This is a genomic window from Burkholderia sp. 9779_493, from assembly GCF_015712215.1.
GTDB lineage: Bacteria > Pseudomonadota > Gammaproteobacteria > Burkholderiales > Burkholderiaceae > Burkholderia > Burkholderia cenocepacia.
In genome coordinates this window covers 189,331-209,610 of record NZ_JACCQA010000009.1, presented here as the reverse complement: position 1 = coordinate 209,610, position 20,280 = coordinate 189,331, and the positions used below count along the sequence as shown (strand labels likewise).

Annotated in this window: 17 protein-coding genes; 5 read left to right on the top strand and 12 right to left on the bottom strand. The window is 70.5% G+C overall.

Annotation, left to right across the window (positions count from 1 at the left end; genetic code table 11):
• Positions 1-43 precede the first annotated feature (43 nt).
• The 3 genes from H0X95_RS12100 to mdlC are packed head-to-tail and all read right to left on the bottom strand — an operon-like array spanning position 44 to position 4,088.
• The gene (locus tag H0X95_RS12100) at positions 44-988 is read right to left on the bottom strand and encodes a ketopantoate reductase family protein (RefSeq protein WP_059721412.1); all 945 of its coding nucleotides are present in this window, start codon (positions 986-988) and stop codon (positions 44-46) included.
• A gap of 14 nt (positions 989-1,002) precedes the next feature.
• Entirely contained in the window at positions 1,003-2,454 is a 1,452-nt protein-coding gene (locus H0X95_RS12095; RefSeq protein WP_059721413.1) for an aldehyde dehydrogenase, read from the bottom strand.
• 29 nt (positions 2,455-2,483) lie between these two features.
• Positions 2,484-4,088, bottom strand: a complete 1,605-nt coding sequence (gene mdlC, locus H0X95_RS12090; protein WP_048988964.1) for a benzoylformate decarboxylase — start codon at positions 4,086-4,088, stop codon at positions 2,484-2,486.
• Positions 4,089-4,187: 99 nt separating this feature from the next.
• On the opposite strand from mdlC, the gene H0X95_RS12085 reads away from it, so the two are divergent.
• From H0X95_RS12085 to H0X95_RS12070, 4 genes are all read left to right on the top strand, one after another.
• Positions 4,188-5,099 (top strand): LysR family transcriptional regulator, encoded by a 912-nt coding sequence (locus H0X95_RS12085; RefSeq protein ID WP_006485519.1) that lies wholly within the window; start codon positions 4,188-4,190, stop codon positions 5,097-5,099.
• Between the two features lie 172 nt (positions 5,100-5,271).
• A complete protein-coding gene (gene dalD, locus H0X95_RS12080; protein WP_059721414.1) occupies positions 5,272-6,666 on the top strand; it encodes a D-arabinitol 4-dehydrogenase in 1,395 nt (464 codons plus the stop codon).
• Between the two features lie 104 nt (positions 6,667-6,770).
• A complete protein-coding gene (gene xylB / locus H0X95_RS12075) occupies positions 6,771-8,252 on the top strand; it encodes a xylulokinase (protein WP_006485856.1) in 1,482 nt (493 codons plus the stop codon).
• 63 nt (positions 8,253-8,315) lie between these two features.
• Positions 8,316-9,329 carry a sugar-binding transcriptional regulator gene (locus H0X95_RS12070; protein ID WP_077019627.1) on the top strand — a complete coding sequence of 338 codons (1,014 nt, stop codon included), beginning with the start codon at positions 8,316-8,318 and terminating at the stop codon, positions 9,327-9,329.
• A gap of 28 nt (positions 9,330-9,357) precedes the next feature.
• Here the strand turns inward: H0X95_RS12070 and H0X95_RS12065 are convergent, their stop codons facing one another.
• Together H0X95_RS12065 and H0X95_RS12060 are read right to left on the bottom strand one after the other, a co-directional pair.
• A complete protein-coding gene (locus H0X95_RS12065) occupies positions 9,358-10,581 on the bottom strand; it encodes an MFS transporter (RefSeq protein WP_059721415.1) in 1,224 nt (407 codons plus the stop codon).
• Positions 10,578-11,774: a serine hydrolase domain-containing protein gene (locus H0X95_RS12060; protein WP_059721416.1), complete on the bottom strand. Its 1,197-nt coding sequence runs from the start codon at positions 11,772-11,774 to the stop codon at positions 10,578-10,580. Before H0X95_RS12060 ends, H0X95_RS12065 begins: the two co-directional genes overlap by 4 nt.
• A gap of 113 nt (positions 11,775-11,887) precedes the next feature.
• Between H0X95_RS12060 and H0X95_RS12055 the strand changes: the two genes are divergently transcribed.
• Positions 11,888-12,772 carry a LysR family transcriptional regulator gene (locus H0X95_RS12055; RefSeq protein ID WP_059721417.1) on the top strand — a complete coding sequence of 295 codons (885 nt, stop codon included), beginning with the start codon at positions 11,888-11,890 and terminating at the stop codon, positions 12,770-12,772.
• 14 nt (positions 12,773-12,786) lie between these two features.
• On the opposite strand, the gene H0X95_RS12050 is transcribed toward H0X95_RS12055, so the two are convergent.
• From H0X95_RS12050 to H0X95_RS12020, 7 genes are all read right to left on the bottom strand, one after another.
• Complete coding sequence (locus H0X95_RS12050; RefSeq protein ID WP_006496494.1) at positions 12,787-13,896, bottom strand: ABC transporter ATP-binding protein; 1,110 nt, start codon at positions 13,894-13,896, stop codon at positions 12,787-12,789.
• A 55-nt stretch (positions 13,897-13,951) separates the two neighbouring features.
• Entirely contained in the window at positions 13,952-14,650 is a 699-nt protein-coding gene (locus H0X95_RS12045; protein ID WP_006496495.1) for an HAD family hydrolase, read from the bottom strand.
• Complete coding sequence (locus tag H0X95_RS12040) at positions 14,647-15,498, bottom strand: carbohydrate ABC transporter permease (RefSeq protein WP_006484674.1); 852 nt, start codon at positions 15,496-15,498, stop codon at positions 14,647-14,649. The genes H0X95_RS12045 and H0X95_RS12040 overlap by 4 nt, the downstream gene beginning before the upstream one ends.
• Positions 15,495-16,448, bottom strand: coding sequence for a carbohydrate ABC transporter permease (locus tag H0X95_RS12035; RefSeq protein ID WP_006496497.1), 954 nt, complete (start codon positions 16,446-16,448; stop codon positions 15,495-15,497). The genes H0X95_RS12040 and H0X95_RS12035 overlap by 4 nt, the downstream gene beginning before the upstream one ends.
• 113 nt (positions 16,449-16,561) lie before the next feature.
• Positions 16,562-17,887, bottom strand: a complete 1,326-nt coding sequence (locus tag H0X95_RS12030) for an ABC transporter substrate-binding protein (RefSeq protein WP_006477974.1) — start codon at positions 17,885-17,887, stop codon at positions 16,562-16,564.
• Positions 17,888-17,959: 72 nt separating this feature from the next.
• On the bottom strand, positions 17,960-19,312 hold the full coding sequence (locus H0X95_RS12025) for a D-tagatose-bisphosphate aldolase, class II, non-catalytic subunit (protein ID WP_006496499.1): 1,353 nt from the start codon (positions 19,310-19,312) through the stop codon (positions 17,960-17,962).
• Positions 19,300-20,256, bottom strand: a complete 957-nt coding sequence (locus tag H0X95_RS12020; protein WP_006496500.1) for a sugar kinase — start codon at positions 20,254-20,256, stop codon at positions 19,300-19,302. Before H0X95_RS12020 ends, H0X95_RS12025 begins: the two co-directional genes overlap by 13 nt.
• Between the last annotated feature and the right edge of the window lie 24 nt (positions 20,257-20,280).

Below are 20,280 nucleotides of genomic sequence, written 5' to 3'. Positions count from 1 at the left end.
CTCCGTATCGTCATGCGGCGCGAGCCGGCCGCCGGCCTGTGGCTCAGTTCGTCCGTGCGTCGATCAACCGGACGAGCGCGAGCAGCGTCTCGGCATGCGGCACCGCGACGCCCGCTTCGCGCGCGGCCGCGACGACCTTGCCGCTGATCGCGTCGATTTCGGTGCGGCGGCCCGCGAGCACGTCCTGCAGCATCGACGGGCGATGGCCACGATGTTCGCGAATCGCATGCTCGACGTTGCGTGCGACGCGCTCGCCGTCGACCGCAATGCCCTTCGCGCGCGCGACGGCGGCCGTCTCGGCCGCGATCGCCAGCGCAAGCCGCGGCCCGTCGTGATGATGGCCGAGCTGATCGACGGTGCAACCCGTCGTCGCGCACAGCGTGTTGAGCGCCGCGTTGAACGCGACCTTCTCCCAGATCGCGGCCCACACGTCGGCATCGAGCGTGCAGGCGAGCCCCGCGCGCGACAGCGTGTCGGCCACGGCCGTCGCGAACGGGCGTGCCGCGCCGTCGGCCGTCATCATGCGGATCGTGCCGGCGCCGTGCGAGCGCACGTGCGCGGGCCCGGCCGCATCGGCCGGCCACGTCGTCACGCCGACCAGGATGCGCTCGAGCGGCACGAACGCATTCAGCGTCTCGACGTTGCCGAGCCCGTTCTGCAACGTCAGCACGAACGTGTCCGGCGTCAGCAGCGCGCGCACGCCGTCGAGCGCGGCGCGCGTGTGCAGCGATTTGGTGAAAACGATCAGCAGATCGAACGGTGTGTCGGGCGCGGCGGCCGCGGCCGCATTCGCGGCGTCCGGCCGCACGGCCTGCAGCGTGCGAATGCGCCGTTCGCCGCGGTCGTCGTCGATGCGCAGCCCGTCGCGGCGGATCGCATCGAGATGCGCATCGTTCACGTCGATCAGCGTGACGGCTTCGCCGCTTTCGGCCAGCCGCGCGCCGAACAGCGAGCCCATCGCGCCGGCGCCCAGAATTGCAATTCTCATCGTCGGCGGCCTCGTCAGAACGGATAGTGGCGCGGCGCCGTCTGCACGGTGATCCAGCGCAGGTCGGTGAACGCGGCGATGCCGGCCTTGCCGCCGAAGTGGCCGAAACCGCTGTCCTTCACGCCGCCGAACGGCATCTGCGCCTCGTCGTGCACGGTCGGGCCGTTCACGTGACAGATGCCCGATTCGATGCGCGCCGCGACGCGCAGCGCCCGCGCGACGTCGCGGCTGAACACGGCCGACGCCAGCCCGAACGCGTTGTCGTTCGCGCAACGGATCGCGGCCTCCTCGCCGTCGACGCGCACGATGCCCTTCACCGGGCCGAACGATTCTTCCGCGTAGATGCGCATCGCCGGCGTCACATGGTCGAGCAGCGTCGCCGGGAACAGCGTGGTGTCGGCCTTGCCGCCGCACAGCAGCGTCGCGCCGTGCGCGAGCGCATCGTCGATCAGCGCGTTGCAGCGCTCGACCGCCTTCGTGTCGATCAGCGAACCGAGCACGACGGGCCCGTTGCGCGGATCGCCGAGCGGCAGCGACGCGGCCTTGTCGGCGAGCTTCGCGACGAACGCATCGGCGATCGCCGCGTCGACGACGATGCGCTCGGTCGACATGCAGATCTGCCCGGAATTCGCGAATGCGCCGAATGCGGCCGCGGCGACCGCCGCGTCGAGATCGGCATCGTCGAGCACGACGAACGGCGCCTTGCCGCCGAGTTCCAGCACCGACGGCTTCAGGTGACGCGCGCACGCTTGCGCGACGATCCGCCCAACCCGCGTCGAGCCGGTGAAATTCACGCGGCGCACGGCCGGATGCGCGATCAGCGCATCGACGACGGCGCCCGCATCGTCGGGCGCGTTCGTCACGAAGTTGACGACGCCCGGCGGCAGTCCGGCCTCCTGCAGCGCCTCGACGATCAGCCCGTGCGTGACGGGACACAGCTCCGAGCCCTTCAGCACGACCGTGTTGCCGCACGCGAGCGGCAGCGCGAGCGCGCGCGTCGCGAGGATCACCGGCGCGTTCCACGGCGCGATGCCGAGCACGACGCCTGCCGGTTGCCGCACGCCCATCGCGAGCGAGCCCGGCACGTCCGACGGAATCAGCTCGCCGCCGACCTGCGTGGTGAGCGATGCGGCCTCGACGAGCCCGCTCGCCGCGAGGTGAACGTTGAAGCCAGCCCACAGCGCGGACGCCCCCGTCTCGGCCGCCATCGCCGCAACGAACTGGTCGTGCTTCGCTTCGAGCGCGGCGGCCGCCTTCAGCAGCAAGGCGCGCCGCGCGCCGGGCCCGAGCGCGGCCCAGTCGGGAAATGCACGGGCTGCCGCATCGGCCGCCGCGCGCGCATCGTCGACGGTGCATGCGGGCGCTTCGGACGCGACTTGGCCGTCGAGCGGGTTGCGGCGCACGAAGGTCGCGCCGCCGGACGAGTGGCGGCGTTCGCCGCCGATCAGCATCGCTACGGTTTGCATGGCATCTCCGGAAGGACGCGCGCGGCGCGTCACGCAATCTCGACTTCGACGACGACCGGCGTCGCGGCACGCAGCGCGTCGGTCAGCGTGTCGCGCAGCTTCGCCGCTTCGGCGACGCGCACGCCGCGGCAGCCCATCCCTTGCGCGAGCGCGACGAAATCCAGGTCGGGCAGCTCGGTGCCCTGCACCGGGTCGCCCGGACCAAAGCCGAACACGGGCGCGAAATCCTGCAGCGCCGCGTAACGCCGGTTGTTCAGGATCACGAACGTGATCGGCAGTTTCAGCTGCGCGGCGCTCCACAACGCCTGGATCGAATACAGGCTCGAGCCGTCGCCGATCAGCCCGATCACGCGCCGGCCCGGCTGCGCGAGCGCGACGCCGACCGCGGCCGGCATCCCGTAGCCGAGCCCGCCGCTGTCCATCGTGTAGAACGTGCCGCTGCGCGTGAACGGCAGATGCTCCTGCATCACCGGCCGCGCGCTCGGCGCCTCCTCGACGACGATGTCGGACGCGTCGCGCACGTCGGCGAGCGTCTGCAGCGCGAACGCGACCGACATGCGCTCGCCGGCGGCGGGCGCGTCGACGCGTACCCGCGGCGCGCGCGCCGCGGGCATCGGCCGCTCGGGCGGCGCCGGTCGCGCGAGCAGGTCGCGCGCGGCGAGCCGCAAATTGCCGACGACCGCATCGCCCGACGGCGTCCACGCGGCGACGCCCGGATCGTCGACGAGCTGCACGAGCGTCGCGCCCGGCGGCAGGTGCGGGCCGAAGCCTTCGATGTGATAGGTGAACGCGGGCGCGCCGAACGCGAACACGAGATCGTGCCCGTCGAGCCGCGCGACGATCTTCTCGCGAATCGCGGGCAGGAAGCCGGCGAACAGCGGATGGTCTTCCGGAAAGCTGCAGCGCCCCGACATCGGCGCGACGTACACGCGCGCCCGGTGCCGCTCGGCGAGGCGCACGACGTCGTCCCATGCTCCCGCGCGATCGACGGCCGCGCCGACCACGAACGCCGGGCGCCGCGCGGCGTCGAGCGCGTCGCCGAGCCGCGCGAGCGCGTCGGGATCGGGCCGCACGATGCTGCTGACGTCGCGCCGCGGCAGCCGTTCGGCCGGCTGGTCCCAGTCGTCGACCGGGATCGACACGAACACGGGGCCGCGCGGCTCCTGCATCGCGATGCGGTACGCGCGCGCGATCGCGGCCGGCACGTCCTGCGCCCGCGCCGGCTCGATGCTCCATTTCACGTACGGCTTCGGCAGCTCGGCGGCCTGCGTCGCGCCGAGGAACGGATCGAACGGCAGAATCGCGCGCGCCTGCTGGCCCGCGGTGACGATCAGCGGGGTGCGGTTCTTGAACGCGGTAAACAGATTGCCCATTGCGTTGCCGACACCCGCCGCCGAATGCAGGTTGACGACCGCCGCATTGCCGGTGGCCTGTGCATGGCCGTCGGCCATCCCGACCACGACGGCTTCGTGCAGGCCGAGCACGTAGCGGAAATCGTCGGGGAAGTCGCGGAACATCGGCAGCTCGGTCGAACCGGGATTGCCGAACACGCGGTCGATACCGAACTGACGGAGCAGGTCGACGACCGCGTCGCGGACGGTGATCGATGCGGAAGGGGGCGGATGGCCGGACATGCTCGGGTGTCTCCTCGATGACTGGGCGGTTTCCACAGTATCGAAGTGCAAGCCATTCTCGGATACTGTATTTTCTGCAAAAAGCCATTACGATCCGGCATGACTTTCGATCTCCGACAATTACGCGCGTTCACGACGATCGTCGCGTCCGGCAGCCTCGGCCGCGCGGCCGACGCGCTGCACGTCACGCAGCCGGCGTTGAGCCGGATCCTGAAGCGGCTGGAGGAACAGGTCGGCGCGCCGCTGTTCGAGCGCCATTCGAAGGGCGTGCAGCTCACCGCGTTCGGCGAGGCGCTGCTGCCGCATGCGACGCTGCTGCAGCACGAGGCCGAGCATGCGCGCGAGGAGCTCGACGCGATGCGCGGGTTCGCGAAGGGCACGATCAAGGTCGGCGCGGTGGGCAGCATCGCGAGCCTCGTGCTGCCGATCGCGGTCGGCCGCGTGCTCGACCGCTGGCCGAACCTGCGCGTCGAGATCATCGAAGGCGTGTGGGACCGGCTCGCGGAAGGGCTGATCAAGCACGAGATCGACCTCGCGCTGTCCGCGCACGGGCCCGATACCGACGAGATCGTCGCGATTCCCGAGTGCCGCTGGGAAGACCGGAGCCATATCGTTGCGGCGCCGCACCATCCGCTGCGCGCGCTCGGCCGCCCGCCGACGCTCGCCGATACGCTGCACGCGCGCTGGGCGATTCCGCCGCGCGGCACCGCGCCGTTCGACCACATGCGCGCGACCTTCGACGCGCACGGGCTGCCGCTGCCCGACATCGCGGTCGAGACGCGCTCGGTCACGACGCTCAAAAGCCTGGTCGCGCACGCCGGTTTCCTGAGCTGGATGGCCGAGCCGATGGTCGGCGCCGAGCAGCGCGCCGGCACGATCGACACGCTGCCCGTGCGCGAAGTGGTCGCGGTGCGTACGCTCACCGCGTTCCGGCGCCGCCACGGCATCCTGCCGGGGCCGGCCGGCAAGCTGCTCGACGAACTCGTCGCGCTCACGCGCGAAGGACGCTGACGTTCGTTTCCTGCCGGCTCCGCGTCCGCCCTGCCCGCGCGCCGCCGCAGCGCACCATCGAAATGCCGCGTCCCCGCCTTGACTTTCGTTCGCCCGAATACGATCATTCGCTCACATAAAGAGCAAATGATCGTATTCGACAGGACAGACAGGCAGGAAAAGGAGACACCGGATGAGCGAATCGCCCTCCGCCCACGCGCCCGTGCTGCTGCACATCGGCGCCGGCTCGTTTCACCGCGCGCATCAGGCGTGGTATCTGCACCGCGTGAACGCCGCCGTGCCGGCCGACGAGCGCTGGTCGCTGACCGTCGGCAACATCCGCGACGACATGCGCGCGACGATGGACGCGCTCGCCGCGCAGCACGGCGCGTACACGCTCGAAACCGTCACCCCGCAGGGCGAGCGCGCGTACGAGACGATCCGCGCGATCACGCGCGTGCTGCCGTGGTCGATCGACCTTGCCGCACTGATCGACGCCGGCGCCGATCCGGCCTGCCGGATCGTGTCGTTCACCGTCACCGAAGGCGGCTACTACCTCGACGAACACAACCGGCTCGACGTCGCCAATGCCGATCTCGCCGCCGACCTGCAGGGCGCGCGCACGACGCTGTACGGCGCGCTCGCGGCGCTGCTCGCCGAACGCGTGAAGCGCGGCGCGGGCCCGCTCACGCTGCAAAGCTGCGACAACCTGCGCAACAACGGCGCTCGCTTTCGCGCCGGCATGCGCGAATTCCTCGAACGGCGCGGCGAAGGCGGCCTGCTCGCGTGGTTCGATGCGCACGTCGCGACGCCCAGCGCGATGGTCGACCGCATCACGCCGCGCCCGACCGCCGACGTGCGCGAGCGCGTCCTCGTGGCCACCGGCGTCGACGATGCGTGCCCGGTGATGGGCGAATCGTTCATCCAGTGGGTGATCGAGGACCGTTTCGCGGCCGGCCGGCCACGCTGGGAGCTGGCCGGCGCCGAACTCGTCGACGACGTGCATCCGTACGAGGAAGCGAAGATCCGCATCCTCAACGCGACGCACAGCTGCATCGCATGGGCCGGCACGCTCGCGGGCCATACCTACATCCACGAAGGCACGCACGACCCGGCGATCCGCCGCTTCGCGCACGACTACGTGACGCAGGACGTGATCCCGTGCCTCACGCCGAGCCCGCTCGATCTCGCGCGCTACCGCGACGTCGTGCTGGAGCGCTTCGGCAATCCGTACGTGCTCGACACGAACCAGCGCGTCGCGGCCGACGGTTTCTCGAAGATCCCCGGTTTCATCGCGCCGACGCTCGTCGAATCGTTCGCGCGCGGCGCGGCACCCATTGCCACCGCCGTGCTGCCCGCACTGTTCCTGCGCTTTCTCGAACGCTGGGCGCGCGGCACGCTGCCGTATGCGTACCAGGACGGCGTGATGGACGACAGCAGCGCCCGCGCGATCGTCGGGGCCTCAGACCCCGTTGTCGCGCTCGGCGCGAACCGCGCGCTGTGGGGCTCGCTCGCCGGCAACGCGGCGCTGTTCGACGCGCTGCGCGCCGGGCTCGCGCGCGTCGACGCATGGCTCGCCGCACGCTGATGACCCGCGCGCGGCGCCCGGCCGCGCCACCGGGCGAACCCGCTTGGCACATGCCGTGCGGCACGGCTAAAGTAGCGGCTCCTCTCTGACGGAACGGATCGCTCATGTATCTCGGCATCGACCTCGGCACCTCGGAAGTGAAGGTGCTGCTGCTCGCCCCGGACGGCGCGGTCGTCGGCACCGCCGGCTCGCCGTTCAGCGTGTCGCGACCGCATCCGCGCTGGGCCGAACAGCATCCGGACGACTGGTGGCGAGGCACGCTCGCCGCGCTCGCCGCGCTGCGCGAACGGCACCCGCAGGCGTTCGCGCAGGTACGCGGCATCGGCCTGTCGGGCCAGATGCACGGCGCCGTGCTGCTCGGCCGCGACGATCGCGTGCTGCGCCCCGCGATCCTGTGGAACGACATGCGCAGCGCCGACGAATGCGCGCTGCTCACCGAACGCGCGCCCGATCTCCACGCACTGGCCGGCAACCTCGCGATGCCCGGCTTCACCGCGCCGAAACTGCTGTGGGTCGCGAAGCACGAGCCCGACGTGTTCGCGGCGACCGCGTGCGTGCTGATGCCGAAGGACTACCTGCGATTCCGGCTGACCGGCGCGAAAGTGTCCGATCCGTCGGACGCAGCCGGCACGCTGTGGCTCGACGTCGCGCGCCGCGACTGGTCCGATGCGCTGCTCGACGCGTGCCGGATGACGCGCGGGCAGATGCCGCGCATCGTCGAAGGCAACGCGCCGTCCGGCACGTTGCGCGCGGACGTCGCGCGCGAACTGGGGTTGTCCGAGGCCGTCGTGGTCGCGGGCGGCGGCGGCGACAACGCGACGAGCGCGCTCGGCATCGGCGCGATCCACGCGGGCGACGGCTTCGTGTCGCTCGGTACGTCCGGCGTGCTGAGCGTGGTCGGCGACCGCTTCATGCCGAATCCCGCGTCGGCCGTGCATGCGTTCTGTCATGCGATTCCCGACCGCTGGCAACTGATGAGCGTCGTGCTGTCGGCCGCGAGTTGCCTGCGCTGGGTCTGCAAGCTGACCGGCACCGACGAGCCCGCGCTGCTCGCCGAAGTCGAGGCGCTCGACGCCGACGCACTCGCGGCGGCGCCGCTGTTCCTGCCCTACCTGTCGGGCGAGCGCACGCCGCACAACGATCCGTACGCGCAAGGCGCGTTCTTCGGCATGACGCACGCAACCGACCGCGCGCACCTCGGCTACGCGGTGCTCGAAGGCGTGACGCTCGGCCTCGCCGACGGTCTCGACGCGCTGCACGCGGCCGGCGTCGAGACCGACCAGTTGTCGCTGATCGGCGGCGGCGCGCGCAGCGCGTTCTGGGCGCAACTGATCGCGGACGCGCTGAACGTGCGCACGCGTCAGCACGGCGGCGGCGAAACCGGCGCGGCGCTCGGCGCGGCACGGCTCGGCTGGCTGGCCGTCGGCGGCGATCCGCATACGGTGCTGACCAAGCCGCCGGTACGCGCCGAATACGCGCCGGACGCCGCCCGCCATGCGCGGCTGCGCGAACGCCTCGACGCTTTCCGCACGCTGTACCGCCACGTGCGGCCGCTGTACGAACCGTCGCGCGCACGACTCGCGTAGGCGCCGCGCTCGCGCGACCGGCCGCCGGCCGCGCGCGCGACATGCGGTACAGTGGATGCCGTCATGCGGCCCGCCGGCCGGTCCGCGGGGCGGCCCCCAGATCCGAACCGAATCGCTATCGTGTCCAAGTCCTCAGAAAAACTCGATCTCGCCACGCGCGCCGCGTGGCTCTATTACGTCGCGGGCGACACGCAGAACGAAATCGCCGAAAAGCTGCAGGTGTCGCGCCCCGTCGCACAGCGCCTCGTCGCGTTCGCGGTCGAGAAGAACCTGATCCGTGTGCGCGTCGACCATCGGCTCGCCGACTGTCTCGATCTCGGCGCGCAACTGTCGAAACGCTATGGCCTCGCGATGTGCGAAGTCGTGCCGGTCGACGCCGATGCGCCCGACGCGATCGACCGCAAGCTCGCGGTCGCCGGCGCGCAGGTGATGGAGCGCTACCTGAACGAAACGCGGCCGATGGTGATCGCGGTCAGCAGCGGCCGGACGCTGAAGGCCGCGGTCGCGCAGATCGCGCAAATCGACCGCCCGCAGCACCGGCTCGTATCGATGGTCGGCGCGATCGCGGCCGACGGCTCGTCGAACCGCTACGACGTCGCGCAGTACATCTCCGAGAAAACCGGCAGCAAGCACTTCCTGCTGCCTGCGCCGCTGTTCGCGGACAGCGACGCCGAACGCGCGCAGTGGTGCAATCACCGGCTGTACCGGATCGTCGAGGCGCTGTCGGGCAAGGCCGACGTCGCGTTCGTCGGGATCGGCAACATCGGCCCGCACTGCCCGCTCTACGAAGACGGCTTCATCACCGAACAGGAGCGCGACGAGATGACCGCGCTCGGCGCGGTGGCCGAACTGCTCGGCGTGCCGATCGACGCGCAGGGCACGCAGATCACCGTGTCGACCAGCGCGCGCGTGACGAGCGTCGCGCTCGCGACGCCGCCGAAGCTGCCCACGATCGCGTTCGCCGGCGGCCCGAAGAAACACGACGCGGTGATTGCCGCGCTGCGCGGCGGCTGGCTGTCGGGGCTCGTCACCGACGAAACCTGCGCGCGCGCCGCGCTCGCCGCGAAGGCGGCCTGACGCCGACGTCGCCATCGCGCACGCCGGCTCAGGCCGCGCGCGGCGCCGGAAATGCATGGCGGCGGGCGCGCCACGCGCCGACCCACGCCAGCGCCAGCAGCACGACGAGCACCCACGGAATCGCGCCGGCGCCCGTCGCGTCGAGCAGCATCCCGCCTGCGATGCCGCCACCGGCGATCGCGAGATTCCAGACCGTCACGAGCATCGACTGCGCGACGTCGGCCGATTCCCCCGCCGCGTTCGCAGTGGCGGTCTGGAACAGCGTCGGCGCACCGCCGAACGCGAGCCCCCACAGCACGACGCCCGCATAGACGACCGTCATCCCCGAGCCGGCGCCGAGCATCGCCGCCGCCAGCGCGAACAGCGCGATGCTGGCGAGCGTCAGGCGTCGCTGCGCGGCGCCGATCCACGCGCCCGTCAGCGCGATGCCGACCAGCGACGCGACGCCGAACACGAACAGCACCACGTCGACCTGCGCGCCCATCCGCACGCCCGCGAGGAACGGCGCGACGTACGTGTACAGCAGGTTGTGCGCGAGCACGTACGCGAACATCACCGCCAGCACCGGCCGCACGCCGGGCAGCGTCATCACGCCGAGCACCGGCTCGCGCGCGCCGGCCGCCTGCCCCGGATAGTCGGGCACACGCAGCCGGATCCAGCCGATCAGCACGAGCGCCGCGAGCGTGATGCCCGCGAACGCGATGCGCCAGCCGAACATCGCGCCGAGCGCGGTACCCGCCGGAATGCCGATCGACATCGCCGCCGGTATGCCGAGCATCGCGATCGCGATCGCACGGCCGCGCAGCGACGGGTCGACCAGCCGGCTCGCGTAGCCCGCGAGCAGCGCCCACAGCAGCCCGGCCGACATCCCCGCGACGAAGCGCGCCGCCAATGTGAGCGCGTAATACGGCGACCCGGCCGTCAGCGCATTCGAGACGACGAAGCCGGCCAGCGCCGCGAGCAGCAGCCGGCGCCGGCGCATCGCACGGGTCGCGGCGACGAGCGGAATCGCCGCGACGATCGAGCCGAGCGCGTAGACGGTCACCAGTTGGCCGATCAGCGCCTCGGTCACGTGCAGGTCGGCACTCATCAGCGGCAGCAGGCCGGCCGGCAGGGCTTCGGTGAGCACCGTGATGAAGCCGGCGGTGGCGAGCGCGAGCAGGTTCGCGACGGGCAAGCGTGCGCGGGCCGGCGTGGACGAATCTGCCGCTCGATCGACAGCGCGGTCGGAGACGGATACGCACTCGCTCATTGCGCGCTCCGATCGTCGACGCCATACACCGCATCGCGCACGTCGGTGACGATGCGCCCGTGCATCCCTTCGTACAACGTATTGGTCAACGCCACCACCGTCAGCCCTGCCGCGCGGTCGACGAACCACGCGTGCCCGTACGCACCGCCCCAGCGCCAGGTGCCGACCGACTCCGGCGATTGCGCGGCCACCGGGTCATGCAGCACGGAAAAACCGAGCCCGAAACCGAATCCCGGCGCATCCGGCAAGTCGTGCGCGCCCGGCTGCACCCGCGCCATCTCGTCGATCCAGCGCGGTGCGAGCCAGCCGTCGAGGCCCGTGCGCAGCGTATCGAGCAGCGTCAGGCAATCGTGCGCGGTGCCGACCATGCCCGCGCCACCCGACGGCCACGCGGTCGCATCGAACGCGCGCGCCGGCTCGAAGCGGATGCCGACCGTGCCGTCGAATACCGGCACGAGATCGTCGTCCGCCATCCGGCGCGGCACGTCGGGCGTACTGACGTAAGGCGTCGCCAGACGCGCCGCGTCATGCGTGAAAAATGCCGTGTCGGTCATCCCGAGCGGCGTCGTCACGAGCGCGGTCACGGCGTCGGCGAGCGGCCGGCCATCGACCGCCTCGATCAGCGCACCGACCACGTCGGTCGCAAGCGAGTAGCCCCACGATGTGCCGGGCGCGAACTGCAGCGGCACGCCGGCGATGCGCCGGACGTTCTCGGCGAGCGACAGGCTCGCTCGGTCCATCCCGTCGGACACGCCCGCGCGCGCATACGGGCCGTCGGCGGCGGCTTCGAGAAAGCGATAGCCGAGCCCGGCCGTATGCGACAGCAGATGCCGCAGCGTGATGTTCGCCGGCGTGCCGTCCGCGAGCGTCGGCGTGAACGCGGGCAGCCAGCGCGCGACCGGCTCGTCGAGCCCGATCTTCGATGTCGCGACCAGCCGCATCGCGGCGGCCGTCACGATCGGCTTGGATACCGACGCGAGCCGGAACAGCGTGTCCTCGCGCATCGGCGTGCCGGCTTCGCGATCGGCCAGCCCGGCCGCGCGTGCATAACGCAATTCGCCGTCGCGCGCGACCAGCACGACCGCGCCGACCGCGCGCGCATCGGCCAACGCGCGGTCGAGCACGGCATCGAGCCGGGCGCGCAGCGCGGCATCCGGTTCGGCGCGGCGGGCGGTGACAGGCAGTGATGACATGGCGTGACCTCGAACAGTGAAGGAACGCCCATCGTAGGGAGCCGGCACGAGAAGAAAAATCGGGTTAGAGTTCCGGACACTCCGGACATGGGTGTCCGTAATCGAGAACCTGCATGGAAAATCTTGGCGGCTTCGTCGTGTTCGTCCAGGTCGCGGAAACGCGCAGCTTCGTCGCGGCCGGCCGTGCGCTCGGACTGTCGGCGTCGGCGATCGGCAAGCGCATCGCGCGGCTCGAGGCACGCCTGAACGTGCGGCTCTTTCACCGCAGCACGCGCAGCATCACGCTGACGGCCGAAGGCGCGCGCTTTCTCGAACGATGCCGGCGCGTGATCGCCGAAATCGACGCGGCCGAGCGGGAACTCACGCAGAGCGTCGAGGCGCCGCGCGGGCGGCTGCGCGTGAGCCTGCCGACGATCGGCACGTTGCTGTTGCCGGTGCTCGCCGACTTCATGGCCGCGTATCCGGAGATCGAGCTCGACATCGATTTCAGCGACCGGATCGTCGACGTGATCGACGAAGGCTTCGACGTGGTACTGCGCACCGGCCATCCGACCGATTCCCGACTGTCGTCGCGGCTGCTCGGCCACTTCCGCCAGCACCTGGTCGCGTCGCCCGACTATCTCGAACGGCACGGCACGCCGCGCACGCCGGCCGACCTCGCGCAGCACCGCTGCCTGCATTACCGATTCCCGAGCAGCGGCAAGCTCGAGATCTGGCCGCTGCGCGCGCCGCGCACCGGCACGCCGCCGGAGGTACCCGTCTCGATGGTCAGCAACAACGCCGAGACGCGCCTGTGCTTCGCGCTGCGCGGGCTCGGCATCGCGTGCCTGCCCGAGTTCTTCGTGCGCGACACGCTCGCCGACGGCAGGCTGCGCGCAGTGCTCGACGATCACGTCGCGAGCCGCACGCCGTTCTACGTGCTGTGGCCGTCCGGCCGCCATCCGCTGCCCAAGCTACGCGCGTTCGTCGACTACATGACCGAGCATTTGCGGCTGTAACCGGCGCGCCGCCGTCACGCCGCCTTCGCGTGCGCGCTCAGCCGCCGGAACGCCTGCCCGTTTTCGTCGAACAGGTGGCAGTGCTCGGGCTGCGCATGCACGCGCAGCGCCTCGCCGGTGCGGTACGTGTCGAGCGGCGGAATCCGCGCGATCAGCCCGTCCGGCGCGACGGCCGACTCCGCATACAGATACGCGGCATCGCCGAGCGATTCGACCGCCATCGTCCGCGCGGCGACGCCGGCCGCCGCCGCATCGACCAGCAGGTGCTCGGGCCGCACGCCGACGGTCACCGCCGCGCCGCGCTGCAGCCCCGCCGCGTCGACCGCCACGCGCTGCGTCTCGCCGCTGTCGAAGCGCACCAGCACGCCGCCCGCATCGGCCGATTCGACCGCGCCCTTCAGGAAGTTCATCTTCGGCGAGCCGATGAAGCCCGCGACGAACAGGTTCGCCGGTGCGTGATACAGCGCGTTCGGCGTGCCGACCTGCTGTACCGCGCCGCCCGACAGCACGACGATCTTGTCGGCGAGCGTCATCGCCTCGACCTGGTCGTGCGTCACGTAGATCATCGTCGTCTTCAGCTCGTCGTGCAGCCGCGCGAACTCCAGCCGCATCTTCACGCGCAGCGCGGCATCGAGGTTCGACAGCGGTTCGTCGAACAGGAACACCTTCGGCTTGCGCGTGATCGCGCGGCCGATCGCGACGCGCTGCCGCTGGCCGCCCGACAGCTGCTTCGGCTTGCGATCGAGCAGGTGGTCGATGTGCAGGATCTTCGCGGCCTGCTTCACGGCCTGGTCGATCTCGGGCTTCTTCGCACCCGCGAGCTTCAGGCCGAACGCCATGTTGTCGTACAGCGTCATGTGCGGATACAGCGCATACGACTGGAACACCATCGCGATGCCGCGCTTCGCGCTCGGCACGTCGTTGACCTTCGCGCCGTCGATCAGCAGGTCGCCGCTCGAGATGTCCTCGAGGCCGGCGATCATCCGCATCAGCGTGGATTTGCCGCAGCCGCTCGGGCCGACGAACACGACGAATTCGCCGTCGGCGATGTCGAGGTTCACGTTGCGCAGCACTTCGGTGTCGTCGTAGCGCTTCGCGATGTTGCGCAGGAGCACGCTTGCCATGATCTGTCTCCGTTCGTTCGTGATGCGCCGCCGTGCAGGCAGCGCCTGATCGTTGCTAGTGGGGCAGCACCGCGCCCGTCGCCTGCCAGCGCGCGACGTAGCCGGGCAGCTCGTGCATGTCGTCGAATACGTGACGCGCGCCGATGCTGCGCAACGCGTCGATCTGGGCCGCCGATGCGTGCCCGCCGCCGACGAAGCCGAGCACGGTCATGCCGGCCGCCGCCGCCGCGGTGATGCCGGTCACGCTGTCCTCGACGACCAGGCAATTCGCGGGCGCCGCGCCGAGCGTGCGCGCGGCCGCCAGATACACGTCCGGCGCCGGCTTCGGCCGCGCGACCGAATCCGCGCAGAACAGCCGGTCGCCGAAAAAGCGCGCGAGGCCGGTGCGTGCGAGCGCCGCCTCGACGTACGCGCGATAGCTGTTGCTCGCGCAGGCCGTCGTCAGTCGAATCGCGGCCAGCGCCGCATCGATGCCGTCGACCATCGGCGCGTTGACGGCCGCGGCCTCCACCGCGCGGCGGATCGCGTCGACGTCGTCGGCCGACAGCGTGCGGCCGACCGCATCGGCCGCCCCGGCCAGCACGCGCTCGATGCGCAGCCCGAGCAGCGGCATCACGGCCGGCCGCGCGTCGACGCCCGGCCAGCGCGCATCGAGTTCGCGCACGATCACGTCGGCGGCCACGGCCTCGCTGTCGATCAGCACGCCGTCGCAGTCGCAGATCAGCACGTTCACGCCATGATTTGCCGCGCTCATTTGACCGCCCCGAACGTGAGCCCGCGCACGAGCTGCTTCTGCGACAGCCAGCCGACGATCAGGATCGGCGCGACCGCGAGCAGCGACGCGGCGGACAGCTTCGCCCAGAACAGCCCTTCGGGGCTCGAGTACGACGCGATGAACACGGTCAGCGGCGCGGCGTTCGAGCTCGACAGGTTGATGCTCCAGAACGCCTCGTTCCACGACAGGATCACGAGCAGCAGCGCGGTGGACGCGAGCCCCGGCAGCGCCATCGGCATCAGCAGGTAGACGATTTCCTGCCACGTCGACGCGCCGTCGATGCGCCCGGCCTCCAGGATGTCCTTCGGGATCTCGTTGAAGTACGTGAAGGTCATCCACACCGCGATCGGCAGGTTGATCAGCGTGTAGACGATCACGAGCCCCGACACCGTATCGAGCAGCCCCGCGTTCTTCCACAGCAGGTAGATCGGCACCAGCACGCCGACCGACGGCATCATCTTGGTCGACAGCATCCACAGCAGCACCTTCTGCGTGCGGTGGTTCGGGAAGAACGCCATCGCGTAGGCGGCCGGCACCGCGAACAGCAGCGAGATCACCGTGACGCCGGCCGAGATCAGCACCGAATTCCACGCGAACGCGAAGTAGTTGCTGCGCGCGAACACCTCGCGGAAGCTGTCGAGCGTCGGCATGAAGAACAGCGACGACGCGTACGCCTGCTGCTCGGTCTTGAACGCGGTGATCGCCATCCAGAAGATCGGGAAGAACAGCAAGAGCGCGATCAGCCACGCGAGCGTGCCGGGCAGCGCGCGCCGCACGAGGTCGAACGCGGCCGGCGCGCGCCGGCCCGAGAAGGTCAGGTCGCTCATTTCTCGTATTCCCCTTTCAGGTTGCGCGCGAGCATCCGCACGAGGAAGAACGACACGACGTTCGCGACCACGACGGCGATGATGCCGCCCGCGGATGCGAGGCCGACGTCGAACTGCTGCAGGCCGAGCGCGTAGATCAGGTACGACAGGTTGGTCGTCGCGTCGCCGGGGCCGCCGCCGGTCGTCGTGTAGATTTCCGCGAAGATCGACAGCAGGAAGATCGTCTCCATCATCACGACCACGGCGATCGCGCGCTTCAGGTGCGGCAGCGTGATGTAGAAGAACATCGCGATCGGGCCGGCGCCGTCGATGCGCGCGGCTTCCTTCTGCTCCTGGTCGAGCGACTGGATCGCGGTGAACAGGATCAGGAACGCGAACGGCAGCCATTGCCACGCGACGATGATGATCACCGCGGTCAACGGGTAATCGGCGAACCAGTCGATCGGCGTCATCCCGAGCGCGCGCATCGCGTTCGCGACGAGCCCGTACACCGGATGCAGGATCATGTTCTTCCAGATCAGCGCGGAGACGGTCGGCATCACGAAGAACGGCGCGATCGCGAGCAGGCGCGCGACGCCCTGCCCGTAGAACTTGCGGTCGAACAGCACGGCCATCAGCACGCCGCCGACCACGGTGATCGCGAGCACCGCGCCGATCAGCACGAGCGTGTGCCAGATCGCGGGCAGGAACGACGGATCGGTCGCGAGGAAGCGGTAATTGTCGAACCCGGCGAAGCCCTTCACGTCCGGGTTCAGCAGGTTGTAGCGCGAGAACGAATACCAGATCGTCATCGCGAGCGGAATCGACATCCACAGCAGCAGCACCGCGACGGACGGCGACACGAGCCAGCTCGCGCCGCCGCGCGCGCGGCGCGGCGCGCCGGGCGGCGACGACGCGTCGCCGACCGACGGCGCGTGAGCGTGACTCAGGGGAAGACGCAGGTGACGCATGATCGGAGTCCCTCCGGTTGATGCGCGGGCGCGAACGGCCGCCCGCCTGTCCGCCTCGCCGGCCCGCGCCGTGTGCCACGGCGCCCGACGCGGGCCGCGCGACGGCTTGCGCGTTACTTCTTGTAGCCGGCCTGCCGCACCGCGCGGTCGGCCGCGGCCTGGCCCGCGGCGAGCGCCTGGTCGACCGACATCTGGCCCGCGACCGCGCCCGCGATCGACTGGCCGACCACCGTGCCGAACGACTGGAATTCAGGAATCCCGACGTACTGCACGCCCGTGTACGGCACCTTCTTCAGCGACGGATCGTTCGGGTCGGCCGTCTCGATCGCCTTCAGCACGAAGTCGGAGAACGGCGCGGCGGCCTTGTACTCGGCGCGCTGATACGTCGACGTGCGCGTGCCCGGCGGCACCGACGCCCAGCCTTCGTCCTTGCCGACCATCTCGATGTACTGCTTCGACGTCGCCCACGCGATGAACTTGCGCGCGGCGTCCTGCTGCTTCGACGTTTTCGGCACGGCGAGCGCCCATGCCCACAGCCAGTGCGAGCCCTTCGGCGTCGCGGCGACCGGCGCGGCCGCGAAGCCGATCTTGTCGGCCACCTGCGACTGCTGCTTGTTGTAGAGCATCCCGGCCGCGACCGTCGCGTCGATCCACATCGCGCACTTGCCGGACGCGGTCAGCGTCAGGTTCTCGTTGAAACCGTTCGAGCTCGCTCCGGGCGGGCCGTTCTTCTTCAGCAGGTTCACGTAGAAATTGATCGCCTTCTTCCATTCGGGCGACGTGAGCTGTGCGTTCCAGTTCTCGTCGAACCAGCGCCCGCCGAACGTGTTCACGACCGTCGACACGTACGCCATGTTCTCGCCCCAGCCGGCCTTGCCGCGCAGGCAGATCCCGTAGGTGCCCTTCGACTTGTCGGTGAGCTTGTCCGCGAATTCGGCGATCTGGTCGTAGGTCGGCTGGTCAGGCATCTTCAGCCCCTTCGCCGCGAACAGGTCCTTGCGGTAGAACGTCATCGAGCTTTCGACGTAGAACGGCAGCGCGTAGAGCTGGCCGTTGTACGACAGGCTGTCGCGCGCGGTCTTCACGATGTCGTTCAGGTCGTAATCGGCCGGCAGGCCCGTGATCGGCGCGAGCCAGCCGCGCTTGCCCCACTGCGGCGTTTCATAGGTGCCGATCGCCATCACGTCGAACTGGCCGCTGCCGGTCGTGATGTCGGTCGTCGCGCGCTGGCGCAGCACGTTCTCCTCGAGGATCACCCAGTTCAGCTTGATGTCGGGGTTCGCCTTCTCGAACGCCGGCGACAGCTTCTTCAGCTCGATCATGTCGGGGTTGTTCAGCGTCGCGATCGTCAGCGTGCCGGCGGACGCCGCGCAGGCCGCCGTCGCGAGCGCGGCTCCGGCGAAACAGCGGGCGGCGGCGTCGAGCATCTTTCGTTGCATGGCATGTCTCCTGTGATTGTTCGAAATGTCGTCGGTCTTGCATCGGTGTTGCGTCGTTTCCTTCGCGGCCCGTCATGCCGGCCGCTGCATGCCGCACGCGCGCGCATAATGCGCGATCACGTCGCGTATCCGGTGGCGCACCCATGCGCGCGGCGCCTTCGCGAGGCCGCCCGCGCGGCATGCCGCGTAGACATCCGGCAGCCACTGCGCGACGAGCGTCTCCGGCACCGGCTGTCGCGCGAGGTTGTCGAACAGCTGCTCGACCGCGGCCGCGACGGCCGGCTGCAGCCAGTAATAGCGGATGCGGTCGCTGTAGCTGAACTGGCGCGCGAGCCGCTGCGCGGTCTCGTCGCCGCGGTAGTACGGCGCCCAGTGTTCGGGCTGCGCGCGCATTGCAGCATCGACGACGTCGCGCAATCGCGAACGCTGCGCGACGTCGTCGATCAGCGCGTCCTCGATGAACGTCAGCGCGAACAGCGCCTCGCGCAGCGCGAACGTCAGCGCGGGGCCGACCTTCAACACCGCGAAGTGGTCGCGCACCAGCGCGGCGAGCGCCGCCTCGGTCTGGTAGTCGGTCGAATGCGCTTCGAACACGAGGCGCGGTGTCTGCAGGATACTCGCGCCCAGTGACGCTGCCTTGGCACTGTCGTAATCGAGCACGTGGCGATCGTCGAAGTCGACGCCCGGCTGCGCGACGACCGCGACGACGCGCGTCCACGCATCGTCGAGCCCGGCCGCGGAGAACGCGCGGCGGTGCGCATCGAGCGTCGCCGCGATGCTGTCGCTGCGCGTGACCGCGATCCGTGCGATCGCGTCGTTACTTGCGTCGCCGCTCACCTCGCCGCCCGGCGTCGGCACCTCGGTGCCGATCACGTAGACCGGCGCGATGCCGACGCGCGCGGCCGCGTCTTCCGCGACGCGGCACAGCTCGGCCGCGCGCGCGGCGATCGTGCGATCGTCGAGCCGTGCCGGATCGTCGGCGCACGCCATGCTCGCATCGAGGTGGATCTTTTCGAAGCCGGCTTCGACGTAGGCCGCGACCATCGCGGCCGCTTCACGCATCGCGTCGGCCGCGCGACGGTGCCGCCACGGATTCGGGCCGAGATGGTCGCCGCCGAGCACGAGCGCCGACGGCGCGAGCCCGCAGCGCGCGGCGATCGCATCGACGTCGCGACGAAAATCGGCCGGCGTCATGCCCGTATAGCCGCCGAGATGGTTCACCTGATTGCAGGTCGCCTCGATCAACAGCGGCGAGCCGTCCGCGCGCGCCGCTTCGCACGCGGCCTCCAGCACCAGCCGGTGCGCGCTGCAGACCGAATAGATGCCGCGCTGCGCGTCCGCGCGGTTCGCGTCGAAGATCATCCGCAGCACGGTGTCCGCGTGCGCGGTGCGCGTGCGTTCGGCAACGGTCGTCAGGCCGGACATGCGATCCCCCGTTCGGTCAGGAAGCGGTCGATCTCGGCCGCGCTGCTGTTGCCTTCCATCGGGCCGCGCCGCGTGACCGCGATCGCGCCGGCCGCGTTCGCGCGACGCAACGCGACGTCGACGGCCAAGCCCGCGACGAGGCTCGCGACCAGCGTGCCGCCGAAGCAGTCGCCGGCGCCGGTCGGATCGACTTCGTCGACCGCGAACGCCGGCGCGTCGGCCCGGTGCGCGCGCTCGAACGCGACGCTGCCTTGCGCGCCGCGTTTGAGCACGACCCGCTCGAGCAGCGGATGGGTCGCGAGCAGGCCGGCGATCGCGCGCTCGGCCGGCTGCGGCCCGCAGAAGAACGGCAGGTCGGCTTCGCTCGGCAGGAACAGGTGGCACGCGGCGAGCATCTCGTCGAGGGCCGCGCGCATCGGGCGGAAACTCAGCATTTCGGGCCGCACGTTCGGATCGAACGACACCTTGGCGCCGGCGCGCGCAGCCTCGATCACGCCGCGCTGCACCGCGGCGATCGCCGATTCGCTCGTCAGCGACGAGCCCATCACGTGGAAGTAGCGGCAGCCGTCGAACATCGCGGTGTCGACGTCGGACGCATCGACGCACGCGGCCGCGCTGGTGGAAAGCGTGAAGACGAAACTGCGCGAGCCGTCGTCGCGATACGCGACGAACGCGGTGCCGGTCGGGCGGGCGACGCGGCGGATGCGCGCGACGTCGACGCCGTCGCGGGCGAGCCGCGCGACGATCGCGTCGCCGAACGCATCGCGACCGACACAGCCCGCATACGCGACGCGCGCGCCGAGCCGGGCGGCCTGGTCGGCGAAGATCGCCGGCGCGCCGCTCGGGAACGGTCCGGCGAACAGGCCCGGCGTATCGAAACCCTGGCCGCGCTCGGCGGCGACGAATTCCGCCAGCAGTTCGCCGGCGACGACGATCTCGGCCATCAGGCGAGCCCTCCTCGTGCGACG